General features: G+C 39.3%; 15 protein-coding genes and 1 riboswitch. Of the genes, 7 read left to right on the forward strand and 8 right to left on the reverse strand.

Features of this window, described 5'->3' with window-relative positions:
• Nucleotides 1-101: 101 nt before the first annotated feature.
• Nucleotides 102-2,918, reverse strand: coding sequence for a carbamoyl-phosphate synthase large subunit (gene carB, locus AY601_RS19755; protein ID WP_068404306.1), 2,817 nt, complete (start codon nucleotides 2,916-2,918; stop codon nucleotides 102-104).
• 305 nt (nucleotides 2,919-3,223) lie between these two features.
• Between carB and AY601_RS19760 the strand changes: the two genes are divergently transcribed.
• The 7 genes from AY601_RS19760 (at nucleotide 3,224) to AY601_RS19785 (ending at nucleotide 9,915) form a co-directional block, all read left to right on the forward strand.
• Nucleotides 3,224-3,748 (forward strand): hypothetical protein, encoded by a 525-nt coding sequence (locus AY601_RS19760; RefSeq protein WP_068404311.1) that lies wholly within the window; start codon nucleotides 3,224-3,226, stop codon nucleotides 3,746-3,748.
• Nucleotides 3,749-3,845: 97 nt separating this feature from the next.
• Nucleotides 3,846-4,487 (forward strand): nicotinamide riboside transporter PnuC, encoded by a 642-nt coding sequence (pnuC, locus tag AY601_RS19765; RefSeq protein ID WP_068404313.1) that lies wholly within the window; start codon nucleotides 3,846-3,848, stop codon nucleotides 4,485-4,487.
• Nucleotides 4,480-5,001, forward strand: coding sequence for an AAA family ATPase (locus tag AY601_RS19770; protein ID WP_068404315.1), 522 nt, complete (start codon nucleotides 4,480-4,482; stop codon nucleotides 4,999-5,001). The genes pnuC and AY601_RS19770 overlap by 8 nt, the downstream gene beginning before the upstream one ends.
• Nucleotides 5,002-5,010: 9 nt before the next feature.
• A complete protein-coding gene (locus AY601_RS25785; RefSeq protein ID WP_157288022.1) occupies nucleotides 5,011-5,163 on the forward strand; it encodes a hypothetical protein in 153 nt (50 codons plus the stop codon).
• Nucleotides 5,164-5,212: 49 nt separating this feature from the next.
• A riboswitch (TPP riboswitch) is annotated at nucleotides 5,213-5,360 on the forward strand.
• A gap of 55 nt (nucleotides 5,361-5,415) precedes the next feature.
• The gene (locus tag AY601_RS19775) at nucleotides 5,416-7,866 is read left to right on the forward strand and encodes a TonB-dependent receptor (protein ID WP_068407753.1); all 2,451 of its coding nucleotides are present in this window, start codon (nucleotides 5,416-5,418) and stop codon (nucleotides 7,864-7,866) included.
• A 50-nt stretch (nucleotides 7,867-7,916) separates the two neighbouring features.
• On the forward strand, nucleotides 7,917-8,549 hold the full coding sequence (locus AY601_RS19780) for a thiamine phosphate synthase (protein ID WP_068404317.1): 633 nt from the start codon (nucleotides 7,917-7,919) through the stop codon (nucleotides 8,547-8,549).
• 91 nt (nucleotides 8,550-8,640) lie between these two features.
• Nucleotides 8,641-9,915 carry an MFS transporter gene (locus AY601_RS19785; RefSeq protein ID WP_068404319.1) on the forward strand — a complete coding sequence of 425 codons (1,275 nt, stop codon included), beginning with the start codon at nucleotides 8,641-8,643 and terminating at the stop codon, nucleotides 9,913-9,915.
• Between the two features lie 6 nt (nucleotides 9,916-9,921).
• Here the strand turns inward: AY601_RS19785 and AY601_RS19790 are convergent, their stop codons facing one another.
• From AY601_RS19790 to rpsI, 7 genes are all read right to left on the reverse strand, one after another.
• Nucleotides 9,922-11,661, reverse strand: coding sequence for an ABC transporter ATP-binding protein (locus AY601_RS19790; RefSeq protein ID WP_068404321.1), 1,740 nt, complete (start codon nucleotides 11,659-11,661; stop codon nucleotides 9,922-9,924).
• A 95-nt stretch (nucleotides 11,662-11,756) separates the two neighbouring features.
• On the reverse strand, nucleotides 11,757-12,320 hold the full coding sequence (frr, locus tag AY601_RS19795; protein WP_068404323.1) for a ribosome recycling factor: 564 nt from the start codon (nucleotides 12,318-12,320) through the stop codon (nucleotides 11,757-11,759).
• 40 nt (nucleotides 12,321-12,360) lie between these two features.
• Nucleotides 12,361-13,068: a UMP kinase gene (gene pyrH / locus AY601_RS19800; protein ID WP_068404326.1), complete on the reverse strand. Its 708-nt coding sequence runs from the start codon at nucleotides 13,066-13,068 to the stop codon at nucleotides 12,361-12,363.
• Nucleotides 13,069-13,112: 44 nt separating this feature from the next.
• Nucleotides 13,113-14,222, reverse strand: a complete 1,110-nt coding sequence (nagA, locus tag AY601_RS19805) for an N-acetylglucosamine-6-phosphate deacetylase (RefSeq protein ID WP_068404328.1) — start codon at nucleotides 14,220-14,222, stop codon at nucleotides 13,113-13,115.
• Between the two features lie 96 nt (nucleotides 14,223-14,318).
• Complete coding sequence (gene tsf, locus AY601_RS19810) at nucleotides 14,319-15,155, reverse strand: translation elongation factor Ts (RefSeq protein ID WP_068404330.1); 837 nt, start codon at nucleotides 15,153-15,155, stop codon at nucleotides 14,319-14,321.
• A 104-nt stretch (nucleotides 15,156-15,259) separates the two neighbouring features.
• A complete protein-coding gene (rpsB, locus tag AY601_RS19815) occupies nucleotides 15,260-16,084 on the reverse strand; it encodes a 30S ribosomal protein S2 (RefSeq protein WP_068404332.1) in 825 nt (274 codons plus the stop codon).
• A 20-nt stretch (nucleotides 16,085-16,104) separates the two neighbouring features.
• The gene (rpsI, locus tag AY601_RS19820; protein WP_068404334.1) at nucleotides 16,105-16,491 is read right to left on the reverse strand and encodes a 30S ribosomal protein S9; all 387 of its coding nucleotides are present in this window, start codon (nucleotides 16,489-16,491) and stop codon (nucleotides 16,105-16,107) included.
• Nucleotides 16,492-16,503: the final 12 nt, after the last annotated feature.

Raw genomic sequence — 16,503 nt, forward strand, 5'->3', positions numbered from 1 at the left:
GATTACTATATCTTTCAGAGCTAATAACCCTTCTTGCATTATTGAGTTTATACTGCAAAAAAAGAGGCTGTCCATGTGAACAGCCTCTTTTAAGCAAGTTATTATTTCGATAAATACATCGATTTATCTTTGTACAGTTTTCTGAAATATGGATCTTCCAAATCTTTGATAAACCGGATAGATTCACCAGTTGATTTCATCTCAGGGCCTAACTCCTTTGGTACTTCAGGAAACTTATCGTAAGAGAAAACAGGTTCCTTAATCGCATACCCTTCTAACTTGCGCTCAATTGTGAAGTCCTTCAATTTGTTCACGCCTAACATAATTTTAGCTGCGATATTGATATAAGGAACATCGTACGCTTTAGCGATGAAAGGAACAGTTCTGGAAGCTCTTGGATTCGCTTCAATTACATAAACCTTCTCGTCTTTCACAGCAAACTGAATGTTCAGTAAACCAATTACATTTAATGCTCTGGCAATTTTCTTAGAGTAAGTCTCCATGCTCTCCATTACTTTCGCAGAAAGACTGAATGGAGGTAATACCGCAAATGAATCTCCGGAGTGGATACCAGCTGGCTCAATGTGTTCCATTAAACCTACGATATGTACATCCTCACCGTCACAGATCGAATCTGACTCCGTTTCTTCTGCTCTGTCAAGGAAATGATCAATCAATACTCTGTTACCTGGCAGATCACCTAATAACTTCACTACTGCTTTTTCCAGATCCTCATCATTGATGACAATGCTCATCCCTTGTCCACCTAATACATAACTAGGACGAACCAGTACCGGGTAACCTACTTCATTAGCTACCACGATAGCCTCTTCCGCATTTTCCGCAACACCATATTTAGGGTAAGGGATTTCCAGTTCTTTTAATAAGTCTGAGAAACGGCCGCGATCTTCAGCAACATCCATATCATTGTAAGATGTTCCGATAATCTTAATACCATTCTCATGAAGTTTTTCTGCCATTTTCAAAGCAGTCTGACCACCTAATTGTACAATTACACCCACCGGATTTTCCAGTTCGATGATTTCACGTACATGTTCCCAGAATACCGGCTCAAAGTATAACTTATCAGCCATATTGAAATCTGTAGAAACCGTTTCAGGATTACAGTTGATCATGATCGATTCAAATCCGCTTTCTTTTGCTGCCAGCAAACCATGCACACAAGAGTAATCAAATTCAATCCCCTGACCAATACGGTTCGGGCCTGATCCTAATACAATGATTTTCTTTTTATCTGTAGGGATAGATTCATTCTCTTCCTCAAAAGTTGAGTAGTAGTATGGAGTTTGTGCAGAGAATTCAGCAGCACAAGTATCTACCATTTTATAAACTCTTCTGATTCCCAATGATTTTCTACGGTCATAAACCTCATCCTCAGTTACATTACCTAACAGGTAAGCAATCTGGATATCAGAGAATCCTTTTTGTTTCAGGGTGAAGAAGAATTCCTTCGGTATATTATTTAATGAATAACGTTTTAATTCTGTTTCCAGCTGTACCAGTTCCTGGATCTGAGCTAAGAACCATTTATCAATTCTGGTTACTTTACGGATAGACTCCAATGGAACGCCCATGCTCATTGCATCCTTGATCAGGAATAAGCGGTTCCAGCTTGGGTGTTCCAAACCGTGCATAATCTCTTCGATACTTCTGTTATGTTTTCCATCGGCACCTAAACCAGCGCGTCCGATTTCTAAACTCTGACAGGCTTTCTGAAGGGCTTCGATAAAGCTACGGCCAATAGCCATTACTTCACCAACAGATTTCATCTGCAAGCCCAGCTCCATGTTTGCACCTTTAAACTTATCAAAGTTCCAACGCGGTATTTTAACGATTACATAATCTAAAGTCGGCTCAAAGTAAGCTGAAGTAGTTTTAGTAATCTGATTTTCAATTTCATCCAGGTTGTAACCAATCGCCAGCTTAGAAGCAATTTTAGCAATCGGATAACCAGTTGCTTTACTTGCCAGTGCTGATGAACGGGAAACCCTTGGGTTAATCTCGATGGCAATGATATCGTCGTTATCAGGGTTAACTGAGAACTGTACGTTACATCCACCCGCGAAAGTACCAATCGCACGCATCATTTTGATTGCCTGGTTACGCATCTCCTGATAACAGGTATCAGATAAAGTCATTGCTGGTGCAACTGTAATAGAATCACCAGTATGAATACCCATCGGATCAAAGTTTTCGATCGAGCAAATGATAATCACATTATCATTGGTGTCTCTTAATAACTCCAGCTCATATTCTTTCCAGCCTAAGACTGCTTTTTCTACTAATACTTCGTGTGTTGGAGAAGCCTCAAGACCACGTTTCAACGCAGCATCAAATTCTTCTTTTTTATGGACAAAACCGCCACCTGATCCACCTAAAGTATAAGAAGGACGGATAACCAGCGGATAGCCGATTTCCTGTGCTGCTTCTTTACCTTCAAGGAAAGAGTTTGCAATTTTTGAGGGTGCAACACCCACACCTATATCCACCATTAACTGGCGGAAAGCTTCTCTGTTTTCTGTTTTTTCAATTGCAGCAACATCAACGCCAATTACTCTAACGCCATGTTTTTCCCAAACACCACGTTCTTCAGCTTCCTTACAAAGGTTTAAGGCAGTTTGCCCTCCCATTGTTGGCAATACAGCGTCAATTTTCCGCTCTATTAAAATCTGCTCAATAGAGTCTACCGTTAAAGGTCTGAGGTAAACATGGTCTGCAATGATCTTATCAGTCATAATAGTTGCAGGATTGGAGTTTATAATAGAAACTTCAATTCCTTCTTCTTTTAAGGATAAGGCAGCTTGGGATCCGGAGTAATCAAACTCACAGGCTTGGCCAATAATAATAGGTCCGGAACCGATAATCAATACTGAACGTATGGAGGTGTCTTTAGGCATAAGGCTTTAAAAAAGTCTAAAGTGTTTTGTTAAAAAATGTTCGTCTTGTAAGACTGATAGCTGGGCGAGATTTTACGTGCTATTGCTGAAGAATCCCGACTGTTCTGTCGGGATGCAAAGGTACATTATTAGACGGTAATAATTCAGTTTTTTTTCAAAAGAAACCTAAAATAATCAGAACAGAAAAATGGGACGACAGATTGTTAGTGTATGTTTATTTTTAATCAGCGTACTTTGAACAAAGTTAGTGCGTTAATGGAAAAGATATAACGCAATCATACAAGCTAAAAAACAAAACTATATTAATGAAAAAAATACTATTTGCAGTCTTTGCTACGGTTATTCTGCTAAGCGGATGCGGAACTGTTCAATCCATTATTAAATCCAGTTTCCCATATACTGCCACCCAGGTTATTCCCAAATCTTCAAAAGTGGACAGCACAGCTTCTGTGACCAGTGCTGCTGGTAGTTTTGATGAAGTCATCGGTAATCAGAGTGGAAATGATTATGTCAGGGATATCAGGATTGCATCTGCAAGGATTATTGCTTCCGATCCGAATGATAAAAGCATGGGTATGTTTAAATCCATTAAAATTTTTATTTCCAACGGAAGCAGTGGCGAAGTCATGGTTGCTTCAAGAAATGATGTATCAGAACATATCGGATCTTCTTTGGTACTGGACATTGACAATTCACGTTTTGTTGATCAGTATATCAAAGGCAGCAGCCTAAAGGTAAGATTGGAATATGTATTGAGAGAAAAGCTAACCACAGATGTGAGTGTCAGAACTTCTTTAAGCTTCAGCTCTTCACCTGCCAGTAAAAATTGATCATAACCTCAGTATCAGGTATTCTTCAAGAATTTTGTTTGGTTTAAAAATCCCGTCTGAGATGTTCATCTCTGCTGGATTTTTTTACATTTGACGCATGGTAGCTCTAGTTGATGTAGTCAGAGAAAGTATTGTTCATTTTTTTAAGATAACCAGCTTGCTGGAATGGTGTGGCGTAATCACAGGAACACTTTGTGTCTGGCTGGCTGCAAAGAATAATATTCTGAACTGGCCCCTTGCTATTGTCAGTGTACTGATCTATATTTTCATCTTTTTTGAAAGTAAACTTTACTCGGATATGGGCTTACAAGTCTATTTCCTGGTAACTAATGCCTACGGTTGGTATTTCTGGAGTAAAAACAGGAATAATCCTGAAACTTCCAGGCCCGTCAGTATTATTACCGACAAAGAAATGGCTTTGTCGGCTGTTGCCATTATTTTACTAACTATTCTTCCCGGTACTTTACTGCATTACTTTACCAAGGCATCTTATCCATTTTTAGATAGTTTTTGTACTGCATGCAGCCTGGTCGCTCAAATCTTCCTCGCCAGAAAAGTATTACAGAACTGGCTGATCTGGATTTTTGTTGATATCATTTACGTGGGTGTTTATATTTCAAAAGATCTTTATGCAACTGCAATTATGTACGCTTTATATGTTTATATCGCCTGGGTAGGTTACCAGGGATGGAAAAAATCAAGATTGGAAACAGAAATTACAACGAAAAGTCATGACTAAAAAAATAGCTATTGTTGGACCTGAAAGTACAGGGAAGTCCACACTGACAAAATTATTGGCTAAACATTACAACACGCTTTGGGTTCCTGAATTTGCAAGGTATTACTGCGCAGCATTAACAGCTCCTTGTACCATGCAGGATGAAATTAATATGTTTCATGGACAGCAGGCGCTAGAAGAATCAATTCTGGCTATTGCAGAACAGGAACTGATTTTCTGTGACACCACATTTTTAACAGTAAAAATATGGAGCGATGAAATGCTGGGTGAAACTCCTCAACTGGTATTGGATGCTTTGCCATTGAGAACTTATGATCATTACTTACTGCTGAATATTGACTTACCATGGCAGGAAGATCCACAACGCAATTTCCCACATATGCGGGAACATTTTATGGCGATATGGCACAAAGAATTGAAAAACCTGGGTGCTGACTATGTTTTGATCAGCGGTATTGAAGATAGATTACAAAATGCGCTCAAAGCAATAGATAAATTTTTGGAGACAAAATAAGAATACGAAATGAACGAAACAGAATTTTTAGATTATTGTAAAAGTCAATTGACCGGACCAATTAAAGATGAGGATATTATTACCATGTTAACCGCCTGGGGAAGTATCAAATATGCACAGGGATATACGAATGCACAAAACGAGAAAGAAGATATAGAATGACGGTACAGACGTTGTTAAATTGCTATATCTAAAATATTTTATACATTTGCCGATATCAAAGGGGTGCCTTGTTTTGTAAAAAACACAAAGACAGGCTGAGATCATACCCATTATTTGAGCGCTGAATTGATTTCATGCGATTCAAATATGCACCTGATCCGGGTAATGCCGGCGGAGGGATTGGAGTTATGGAGTTTAATTATGTTGCATTAGCCCTATGTGCAACAGGTTTTACTAAAAAACAGTAGCAAATTGAAAACATTATTGATCGCAGTTATAGCTGTGTTCCTTTTACCTGTAGTTGCCAGCGCGCAATTCACAATTTCGGGATCTGTTTCCGAAAACACCAAACATACCAGCTTACCGGGAGCAAGTATCAGTCTAAAAAACACCAGTATTGGCGTTAGTAGTGATACGAATGGAGCCTATCAGCTTAAAAACGTTAAGGCTGGTAAATATGTACTTACCGTAAGTTTTGTTGGTTATGAAACACAGCACAAAACTATTGAAGTGAAAGGAGATCAGCAGATCTATTTTAACCTGGAGCCTTCAGCATACCTGGCAGATGAAGTTATTGTCATGGCGACAAGGGCTACTGAGAAATCAGGTACGACTTATAAAAATGTCAGTAAAACTGATATTGAAGCCAATAATTTTGGACAAGATTTACCTTTCATTATTAACAACACACCGGGAGTAGTCGTAACTTCTGATGCTGGAACCGGAGTAGGTTACACAGGTATAAGGATCAGGGGAAGCGATGCGACAAGGGTCAATGTCACTGTCAACGGAATTCCTTTAAATGATTCTGAAAGTCAGGGTTCATTCTGGGTAAACATGCCAGACTTTGCCTCTTCGGTTGAGAGTATCCAGATTCAGCGTGGTGTAGGAACTTCTACAAATGGCGCCGGTGCGTTTGGCGGGAGCCTGAATATACAAACTTCTGCCCCAGGCTTAGAACCTTATGCGGAGGTTAACAGTACCTATGGTTCTTTTAATACTTTAAAAAATACCGTGAAAATCGGAACAGGACTCATTGATAATAAATTCAGTTTTGATGGCCGCTTGTCCAGAATACAATCTGATGGTTATGTAGACCGCGGTGCATCTTTATTAAAATCTTATTTCTTATCCGGCGCTTATCATGGAAAAACTGATCTGTTAAGGATTAATGTATTTTCTGGTTCAGAGAAAACTTACCAGTCCTGGAATGGTGTTCCGGAAGCAAAATTAAGAGGGGATGTACAGGGAATTAATGACTATATCGAAAGAAATGGCATAACAGGTGCTGATGCAACGAATTTATTAACAGCAGATAACAGAAAATATAACTCTTTCTTATACAAAGATCAGAATGATAACTACTGGCAGGATCATTACCAGGTCTTGTATGCGAAACAATTTAATGATAAATTCTCTTTTAATGGCGCATTGCATTATACTTATGGAAGAGGGTATTATGAAGAATTTAAAGCTGGACAAAAATTTGCCGACTATGGTTTAGAGAATCCAATGATTAACGGCGCACCTGTATTGACAACCGATCTTGTTCGCAGACGCTGGTTAAACAATAATTTTTATGGCGCCACTTATAGTTTCAATTATAAAGCATCTTCTCAGCTGAATTTCACAGTAGGTGGTGCTTATAATCAATACCGTGGCAAGCATTATGGTCAGATCAACTGGTCACAAATCTCTTCGAACCTGAATAACTCTGCTCATTATTATGATGGAGACGGGAATAAAAATGATTTCAATATTTATGCGAAGGTTGCTTACAGCCCCGTTGAAAAACTGAACTTATTCGCCGACCTGCAATACAGAAGATTGAATTATGATATTACAGGGAATGACAATGATCTGTTGCCTTTAAATATTCATGACAAGCTTAATTTCTTCAATCCAAAGCTTGGCGCCTCTTACTTTATAAATCCAAAAAGTAACCTCTATGCTTCTTTCAGTATTGCCAACAAAGAGGGTAACCGCGATGATTATGTGAATGCGAATGCAGGCACTGTTCCACATCCTGAAAGATTGTATAATGTAGAAGCTGGATACCGGATTAAAGATGCGCAATACAGTGCGGGCGTCAACGTATATGGCATGTTCTATAAAGATCAGCTGGTGGTAACCGGAAAGCTAAGTGATGTGGGTGCTTCTATTCGTCAGAATGTGCCTAATAGTTCCAGAATTGGAGTTGAATTTGACGGATCCTATACTTTAAGCCGCCATTTTCTGATTAACGCCAATGCAGCATTGAGCAGAAATAAAATTAAAGACTTCTCTGAGTTCATTTATAACTATGATACGAAAAAAGAGGATACTTACAATTACACCAATACCAACATTTCTTTTTCACCAGATGCAGTAGTATTCGGAGAGTTGGTTTATAAACCATTTACCAGTTTCGCCATCGCTTTACAAAGCAAATATGTGAGCACACAGTATATGGATAATACAAAGAATGAAGGCAGAAAACTAAATGGATATTGGGTAAATAATGTCCGCTTAGGTTACGATTTCAGCTTTAAAGGAGTGAAAAACATGAATGTTGGTTTACTGGTTAATAACATCTTCGATAAAAAATATGAGAGTAACGGCTATACTTATGGATCTTACAGTGGTGGTAACCGCGTAACAGAGAATTTCTACTTTCCACAAGCGGGCACCAACTTATTATTATCCCTGAATGTTAAGTTTTAAGATTTAACTTTAGAAAATTTTAATCCGGAAATCTTTAAATAATAATATACATGAAAAAATTCATCGAAAAGCTTCAGTTTATCACACATGATATTGATGCCTTAACGCATATTGAACAGGCACAAATTGCTTGTGAAGCAGGCGCAAAGTGGGTTCAATACCGTTGTTTGACTAAGGATGACGAAGCTCTTTTAAAGGATATTCATGCCATTGCAGAAATTTGCGATGACTGGGGCGCAACACTGATTGTAACCAATCACATTCATTTGAACAGAAAAGCGGATATCCAGGGTTTTCATATCGAAGACATGGATGCCGATTTCAGTGCATTGCGTGAGCAGTTAGGAGAAGATATTACTATTGGCGGTTCTTCCAATACCTTAGAAGGATTACTCAGATTAGCCAGAGAAGGTGCTGATTATGCAGGATGTGGTCCGTTCAGCCATACGGATACGAAGCCGAATAATGCGCCATGGTTAGGCCTGGAAGGTTATGCAAAAATCGCCTCAGCTTTAAAAGAAAAAGAAATTGATCTTCCGGTATTAGCTGTCGGCGGTGTAAAATTAACTGATGTAGAAGCTTTACTGGAAACAGGCATCTTTGGAATTGCAGCTTCTTCTGCCATCAACCAGGCAGAAAACATGAAGCATGCCTATCAGGATTTCTATGATCTTGTAAAATAATTTATTAATGTCAAATATGGCTTTGTCATATTTGACATTACATTTCAAAAAGACTTGCTTATAATATACATTTGTTTCAAATCATTTTCCTTTGGACAGTCCCACAATTGTAGATAAACAAGATCCTTATGCCGCCCTGCGCTACAGGGAATTCAGATCTTTTCTTGGTATGCGTTTCTTTTTTACGTTTGCCTATCAGATGCAGGCTGTAATTATCGGCTTCCACATTTATCACTTAACGAAAGATCCGCTTGCTTTAGGCCTGGTTGGTCTTTGTGAAGCACTCCCCGCTATCGGGATTGCACTCTATGGAGGATATATTGCAGACAAATCTGAAAAGAGAGGACTGTTACTGAAAATATTCCTGGGCGTTTTTATCTGCTCACTGATCATGTTGATTGCAACTTCTCCTCAAATGCACCCTTACGTTCCGGAAAGTTATATCATTCCTATCATGTACTGTATGGTATTCGGAATAGGAATAGCCAGAGGGTTCTTTAGCCCGGCTACTTCTTCTTTAATGGCCATGACTATTCCCAGAGAACTTTATCCGAATTCCAGTACCTGGAATAGTTCTTCTTATATGACAGCCTCTATTTTAGGACCTGCCGTAGGAGGCTTAGTTTATGGCTTTTATGGAATTACAGTTACTTATACAGTAATCATTGCTTTTATATTCATTGCTTTAGTCTGTGTGTTTTTCCTGAAATCGCATCCGCCTAAATATATTCCTAAGGAAAGTATTATGAAGAGCCTGACAGAGGGCGTACAGTTCGTATTCAAGAGTAAAATGATGCTTGGTGCAATGAGCCTTGATTTGTTCTCCGTATTTTTTGGAGGCGCAGTTGCTTTATTGCCTGTTTTTGCGAATGACATTTTAAAGGTAGGTTCCGAAGGACTCGGTTTTATGCGCGCAGCAGCTTCGGCAGGCGCAGTACTGACCATGCTGGTCATGACCAGGATCTCCCCGATGAACAAGCCCTGGAGAAACCTGCTGGTAGCTGTAGTTGGCTTCGGTACAAGTATTATCTGTTACGGCCTTTCTAAGAATTTCTATCTGACTTTAGTGTTCCTGTTCATGGAAGGCGCATTTGATAGCGTCAGCGTCCTGATCCGGTCTACAATCATGCAATTACTGACACCCGACCGGATGCGTGGCCGGGTATCAGCTGTAAATAGTATGTTTATTGGCTCTTCTAACGAAATCGGTGCTTTTGAATCCGGGCTTACTGCAAAGCTCATGCGGACTGTTCCGGCAGTGGTTTTTGGTGGCTGTATGACTATCATCATCGCAGGTATCACTTATACCAAGACTAAAAGTCTGCTTGGCCTCACTTTACAGGATATTCACGAAGAAACAGTTTAGGCCTGCCTATCTTTCTCCTACCTGCTGTCTCCACATGGCGTAATACAGTCCTTTCTCTTCTAAGAGGTCTGCATGTTTTCCCTGTTCGATGATGTGCCCCTTTTCAAGTACATAAATCCGGTCTGCATGACGGATTGTTGATAACCGGTGTGCAATCAGTATCGTGATATGATTGGTAAATTCTGAAACTTCTCTGATCGTAGCAGTAATCTCTTCTTCTGTCAAAGAATCTAAAGAAGAAGTAGCTTCATCAAATACCAGGATGTCTGGCCTGCGCAATAAAGCCCTGGCAATTGACAGTCTTTGTTTTTCGCCACCCGATACTTTCACTCCACCTTCCCCGATAACCGTATCCAGTCCTTTGTCAGCTCGTGCTAAAAGTGTTTGACAGGCTGCTTGCTCCATTACCCGTAAACATTCTTCATCTGTGGCTCCCGGACGGACAAACTGCAGGTTCTCTCTGATAGTACCCGAGAACAGCTGTGTATCCTGGGTTACAAAACCTATTTTCTCTCTGAGCTGATCCAGATCAATCTCTTTACTTGAAATCCCATTGTATAAGACTTCACCTACCTCAGGCTGATAAAGTCCAACCAAAAGCTTTACAAGTGTAGTTTTACCAGAACCGGACGGCCCCACGAAAGCGATAGTTTCTCCGTCATGTGCTTTAAAGCTGATTTCGTTCAGTGCATTTGTTTTCCCCGTCAGGTGTCTGAAATTTAAAGCTGAGAATTCCAGAGATTCAATTTTATTCAGCACTTTAGGATTCAAAGGTTTCTGATCGATTGGCGTACTGAGGATCTTTTTAAAATTCCCCAGGGAAACTTCTGCTTCTCTCCAGGAAAGAATAACATTCCCTAGCTCCTGCAATGGGCCAAAAAGGAAAAACGAATAAAACAGAAAGGAGAAGTATTGTCCTGCGGAGATCGTATTTTCAAAAATAAGGATCAGCAATACCACAACCATGATACTTCTGACCAGGTTCACAGTAGTTCCCTGTACAAAGCTCATACTCCGTACATATTTGACTTTTCTAAGCTCTAAGCCTAATATCTTATAAGTAGTTTTATTCAGACGATCTATTTCCTGGTTAGCAAGCCCCAGACTTTTTACCAGTTCGATATTTCTTAAAGATTCTGTTGTTGAACCCGCCAATGCAGTAGTTTCTGCAACAATACTCCGCTGGATCACTTTAATCTTCCGGCTTAAAAACCAGCTGACAAAACTAATAATAGGGATAGCCAGGAAATAAATTACAGTTACTTTATAACTTACGGTAACGGAATAGACAATAACAAAGACCATCCCGATTAAACTGACAAATAAAATGCTGATGAAAGAAGTAATAAATTTCTCACTATCCAGCCTTACTTTTTGAAGGATTCCAAGCGTTTCTCCGCTTCGCTGATCTTCAAAAACCTGGTATGGCAATTCCAGTGAATGTTTAAGGCCATCGGCATACATTTGTGCGCCGACTTTCTGAACGATAATACTGGTAAAATAATCCTGGAAATTCTTTGCGATACGGGATACCATTGCTGCGCCCACGCCAAGGCCAATCAGCCCTAAAACGCCCCAGACAAACTGATCTCTGCTCAACACGTCCTTTTTCTCAATGAACCTGTCCACAATGCGCCCTGTGATATAAGGATCAAGTAATGAAAAGCCTATATTAATGGCTGCAAGAAACAGCGCAAGACAAACTATCCATTTATAATTTTTAAGATATTGTACTAATAAGTTCATGTTGAAAAAATAGAGCGCAAAAATAAACAAAGGGAATATAGCAAAAGCTATATTCCCTTTTAATTACTCTTAAATTATATTTGAGCAGATCCGGATTATACCGTCATTACGTCTTTCTCTTTTGCTTCAGCGTGTTTATCCACCTTTACGATATAAATATCCGTTATTTTCTGTACTTCACCTTCACCTGCCTTGATCTCATCATCAGAAACTCCTTCGCCCTTCAGCTTTTTGATTTTCTCATTGGCGTCTTTACGGATGTTCCGCACTGTGATACGGCCACGTTCTGCTTCTTCTTTAACCTTTTTAACCAGGTCTTTTCTGCGTTCTTCAGTTAGTGGCGGAACTACCAGACGGATAACAATACCATCATTTTGTGGATTGATCCCAATGTTAGCTTCCATAATTGCGCGTTCGATTGGAACTAACATGTTTTTTTCCCAAGGCTGAACCAAAATAGTACGTGCATCAGGAGTGGTTAAACTCGCTACCTGGGCCAGACCAGTTGCACTGCCATAATAGTCAACCATAATTCCATCCAGCATACCTACTGAAGCCTTACCCGCACGTATTTTAGTCAATTCAGTTTCACAATGCGCAATTGCTTTGTCCATTGTTGCCTGAGCATCTTGTAATTGTTTCTTTATGAGGTCGTTCATAATTTGTGCTTTTTATCAAAAAAATATATTTGTATTAAATTTAGCCTTTTACCAGTGTTCCGATTTCTTCGCCCTGCGCAATTTTCATGAAATTTCCTGTTTTATTCATATCGAAAACGATAATAGGAAGTTCATTCTCTTCGCAAAGTGTGAAAGCGGTCATGTCCATTACATTTAATCCTTTCGAATAAACTTCTTTGAAAGATATTTCTGTATAACGGGTTGCTGTCGGATCTTTTTCCGGATCTGCAGTATAGATCCCATCTACGCGTGTACCTTTCAATACCACGTCTGCTTTAATTTCAATTGCGCGTAATGCTGCAGCTGAATCTGTTGTGAAGTATGGGTTACCAGTACCCGCACCAAAAATAACAACACGACCTTTTTCAAGGTGTCTTACTGCTCTCCTGCGAATAAATGGTTCACAGATCTGCTCCATTTTAATGGCGGTAAGCAATCTTGTTTTAAGTCCTACTTTTTCCAGTGCATCCTGTAAAGCCATACTATTAATTACAGTCGCCAGCATTCCCATATAATCAGCTTGTGCACGATCCATACCAGATTTCTCTGCGCTCAAACCTCTGAAAATATTACCACCACCTATAACTATTGCAATTTCCAGGCCCTGTGCATGGACAGCTTTAATATCTTCTGCGTACTGCTTAACGCGGTCATTATCAATACCATATTGCTTTTCGCCCATTAGCGACTCTCCGCTTAATTTGAGTAGGATCCTTTTATACTTCATGACTCCAAAAATAACTATTTGTTTTAATTATTAAGCTGAAATGTTCAAACGTTTATTAAACCCGCTATAAAAACCTTTTGAAGGGCTAGCTGCGCTGTGATTAACAACAAATCTGCTGTTTTTCCTATGGCTATTTGTCCGTGTTCAGTATCCATTCTCAAAACTCTTGCCGGATGAGCTGAAGCCATATTTAAGGCTGCTGACAGTGGTACATCACAATGGTCAACGCAATTGCGCACCGCATCCAGCAAAGTGATATTAGAGCCTGAGATCGTGCCTTCAGGAGTTACATATCTGGAACCTGCTAACTGATGCTGATAAGGCCCAATATTACATGCAGTAACTGCATCTGTAATCAGGAACAAGCGTTCAGGCATTAATTTATAAGTCATTTTGACAATTTCAAAATCAACATGAGCACCATCAGCAATGATACTGGCCATAGCAGTTGGATGGTTAAAAACTGCCGTCGGTAAATTTGGATTTCTATGGTGGATAGCAGGCATCGCGTTATACAAATGCGTGGTCGTGGTAAAGCCGCTGTTATAAGCATGATTTGCCTGTTCAAAATTGGCATTGCTATGTCCTAAAGAAAGCACTATTCCCTGATCCAGCAAATAATTGATGACTTCATCGTCCTGTAATTCGTGCGCAATGGTCATCATCTTAACAACACCGTCCGAATTTTCAATTAATTCCTTTACTTCTTCCAGCGTAGCTTTATGTACATATTCCAGCGGATGGGCCCCTAACCTTTCAGGATTTAAATAAGGCCCCTCTAAGTGCAGCCCTAAAAAAGCACGGGCGTGCGGTTTATAAGCTTTAGCCGCTTCAATGGCTTGTTTAAATATATCGAGTGTATTGGTGGCCACACAAGCAAGAAAACCTGTTGTTCCTTTACTGATCAGGTCAGCATCCATTTGTTTTAAGGTTTCTGCTGTTGGGTAAGCAGAAAACAGATTTTCACCACTACCATATATTTGCAGGTCCATAAATCCGGGAGTCAGATAATTCCCTTGTGCGTCTATGACTTCATATCCTGCCGGGATATCACCTTTGATAATTTCTTTGATTAACCCCTCTGCGATTAAAACAGTCGCATCGGTAATCAGCTGTTCACCTTTGAAAAATCTGGAGTTCTTGATTGCTATCATATCTTGTTTTTAACAGTTCTTAAAGATGAGCAAAAAATACAGGGCAAAAAAAAAGTCCCTTAAAATAAGGGACCTTTTAATTTATCATTGAAGGAACTATGATCCTAATTGAACACGTTTAAATGCAGTAACAGTTAAACCGTTAGCTGTGTCATTTAAAAATTTACGAACGTCTTTAGAAGAATCCTTAACAAATTCCTGGTTTAATAAAGTACTGTCTTTGTAAAACTTGTTCAGTTTACCAGCAGCAATTTTCTCAACCATTTCTTCTGGTTTACCTTCTGCACGGATTTGCTCTTTAGCAATTTCCATTTCACGCTCGATAGTGTGTGTGTCTACATCTGCTTTATCTAAAGCAACCGGGTTCATTGCAGCAATTTGCATAGCTACATCTTTTCCAGCTTCGTCAGCACCAGCAACAACTTGGTTTAAAGCAACCAAAACACCTAAACGGTAGTTACTGTGGATGTAAGGGACAACTTTTTCGCCTGATACTGTTTCAAATTTAGAGATACCAATTTTCTCTCCAATTTTACCAGTGTTTTCAACGATGATGTCAGAAACTTTTTGACCATCAACTTCAAGCGCTAATAATTCTTCTAAAGTAGCTGGGTTTTTCTCAACCGCTAAATCAGTGAATTTATTTGCTAAAGCAATGAAATCAGCATTTTTAGCTACGAAATCTGTTTCGCAGTTTAACTCAACCACAACACCACGTTTTCCGTCAGCTGTAGCTTTTGCGATTACAACACCTTCGTTAGAATCACGATCCTGACGGCTTGCTGCAACTTTAGCTCCTTTTTTACGTAAGTAATCAACCGCAGCTTCGAAATCGCCATTGGCCTCTATTAATGCTTTTTTGCAATCCATCATACCGGCACCGGTTTGTTGGCGTAATTTGTTTACATCTGCTGCAGAAATTTGTACTGACATTTTATTTTCTTTTTTAAGTTTTTATCTAAAAAATTATGGGTTGTACATTGTATGTTGTAAGTAAGAACCCGCAACGCACAACATACAACCCAAAAATATATTATTTATGCTTCGCTTGTACCTTCTTCGGTTTCAGCATTTTCTTTTCTTGCTCTTCTAGCGCCAGGTGCAGCAGTTTCAGGAGCATCAGCAGCAGTTTTAGCAGCTACAGCTTCTTTTTCAGCTTCATCATCTTTTTCACGTTTACGCTCGTCTAAACCTTCTTCAATTGCTTTGATGATAACATCAGTAATCAAAGAGATAGATTTAGTTGCATCATCATTCGCTGGAATAGGGAAATCGATGTTAGAAGGATCAGAGTTAGTATCAACCATTGCGAAAGTTGGAATGTTTAATTTCAACGCCTCACTAACAGCGATATGCTCTTTTTTAACGTCAATTAAAAAGATAGCAGCCGGTAAACGGTTTAAATCCGCGATACCACCTAATAAGCTTTCCAATTTGATACGCTCACGCTGGATCATCAAACGCTCTTTCTTAGAAAGAATAGAGTAAGTACCATCTTTAGTCATTTTATCGATGTTAGACATCTTTTTGATTGACTTACGTACAGTTTGAAAGTTAGTTAACATACCACCTAACCAACGCTCAGTTACGAAAGGCATGTTTACTTTTCTTGCTTGATCAGCAACGATTTCTTTAGCTTGTTTCTTAGTCGCTACAAATAAGATCTTACGACCTGATTTTACGATCTGTTTGATCGCTGAAGCAGCTTCTTCAGTTTTAGTTAAAGTTTTGTTTAAATCTATAATGTGAATCCCATTGCGTTCCATAAAAATATATGGTGCCATTTTCGGATTCCATTTGCGGGTAAGGTGACCAAAATGTACACCTGCATCCAATAAGTCTTGATATGTTGTTCTTGCCATTGTCTTTGTCCTCCTTGAGATTAACGTTTACTGAATTGGAACTTTTTACGAGCTTTCTTGCGACCTGGTTTCTTACGTTCAACCATACGCATATCACGGGTCATTAACCCTTTAGCACGTAATGCCGGTTTTTTCTCAGCATCTATTTCAACAATAGCTTTAGCGATAGCTAAACGAACAGCTTCTGCCTGGCCTTTAATACCACCTCCTGCTACGTTTACTTTTACGTCATATTGACCGATAAGTTCTGAAACTTCAAAACTTTGGTTTACAATATATTGTAAAGGTAATGTAGGGAAATATACTTTGTGATCTTTACTGTTAACAGTAATTGTACCGTTGCCCTCTTGCATGTAGATTCGCGCAACAGCAGTTTTTCTTCTTCCTGAAGTGTTAGTAACTGACATTTCTTTCTTCCT

This window comes from Pedobacter cryoconitis (assembly GCF_001590605.1).
In the GTDB taxonomy this organism is placed as follows: Bacteria; Bacteroidota; Bacteroidia; order Sphingobacteriales; family Sphingobacteriaceae; genus Pedobacter; species Pedobacter cryoconitis_A.

What these genes read in the sequence shown, in the direction of transcription:
- AY601_RS19780 (WP_068404317.1), top strand. Translation starts at nt 7,917, where the DNA reads ATGAAAAAATTCATCGAAAAGCTTCAGTTTATCACACATGATATTGAT.
- AY601_RS25785 (WP_157288022.1), top strand. Translation starts at nt 5,011, where the DNA reads ATGAACGAAACAGAATTTTTAGATTATTGTAAAAGTCAATTGACCGGA.
- nagA (WP_068404328.1), bottom strand. Translation starts at nt 14,222, where the DNA reads ATGATAGCAATCAAGAACTCCAGATTTTTCAAAGGTGAACAGCTGATT.
- AY601_RS19770 (WP_068404315.1), top strand. Translation starts at nt 4,480, where the DNA reads ATGACTAAAAAAATAGCTATTGTTGGACCTGAAAGTACAGGGAAGTCC.
- pnuC (WP_068404313.1), top strand. Translation starts at nt 3,846, where the DNA reads ATGGTAGCTCTAGTTGATGTAGTCAGAGAAAGTATTGTTCATTTTTTT.
- carB (WP_068404306.1), bottom strand. Translation starts at nt 2,918, where the DNA reads ATGCCTAAAGACACCTCCATACGTTCAGTATTGATTATCGGTTCCGGA.
- frr (WP_068404323.1), bottom strand. Translation starts at nt 12,320, where the DNA reads ATGAACGACCTCATAAAGAAACAATTACAAGATGCTCAGGCAACAATG.
- pyrH (WP_068404326.1), bottom strand. Translation starts at nt 13,068, where the DNA reads ATGAAGTATAAAAGGATCCTACTCAAATTAAGCGGAGAGTCGCTAATG.
- AY601_RS19790 (WP_068404321.1), bottom strand. Translation starts at nt 11,661, where the DNA reads ATGAACTTATTAGTACAATATCTTAAAAATTATAAATGGATAGTTTGT.
- rpsI (WP_068404334.1), bottom strand. Translation starts at nt 16,491, where the DNA reads ATGTCAGTTACTAACACTTCAGGAAGAAGAAAAACTGCTGTTGCGCGA.
- AY601_RS19760 (WP_068404311.1), top strand. Translation starts at nt 3,224, where the DNA reads ATGAAAAAAATACTATTTGCAGTCTTTGCTACGGTTATTCTGCTAAGC.
- rpsB (WP_068404332.1), bottom strand. Translation starts at nt 16,084, where the DNA reads ATGGCAAGAACAACATATCAAGACTTATTGGATGCAGGTGTACATTTT.
- tsf (WP_068404330.1), bottom strand. Translation starts at nt 15,155, where the DNA reads ATGTCAGTACAAATTTCTGCAGCAGATGTAAACAAATTACGCCAACAA.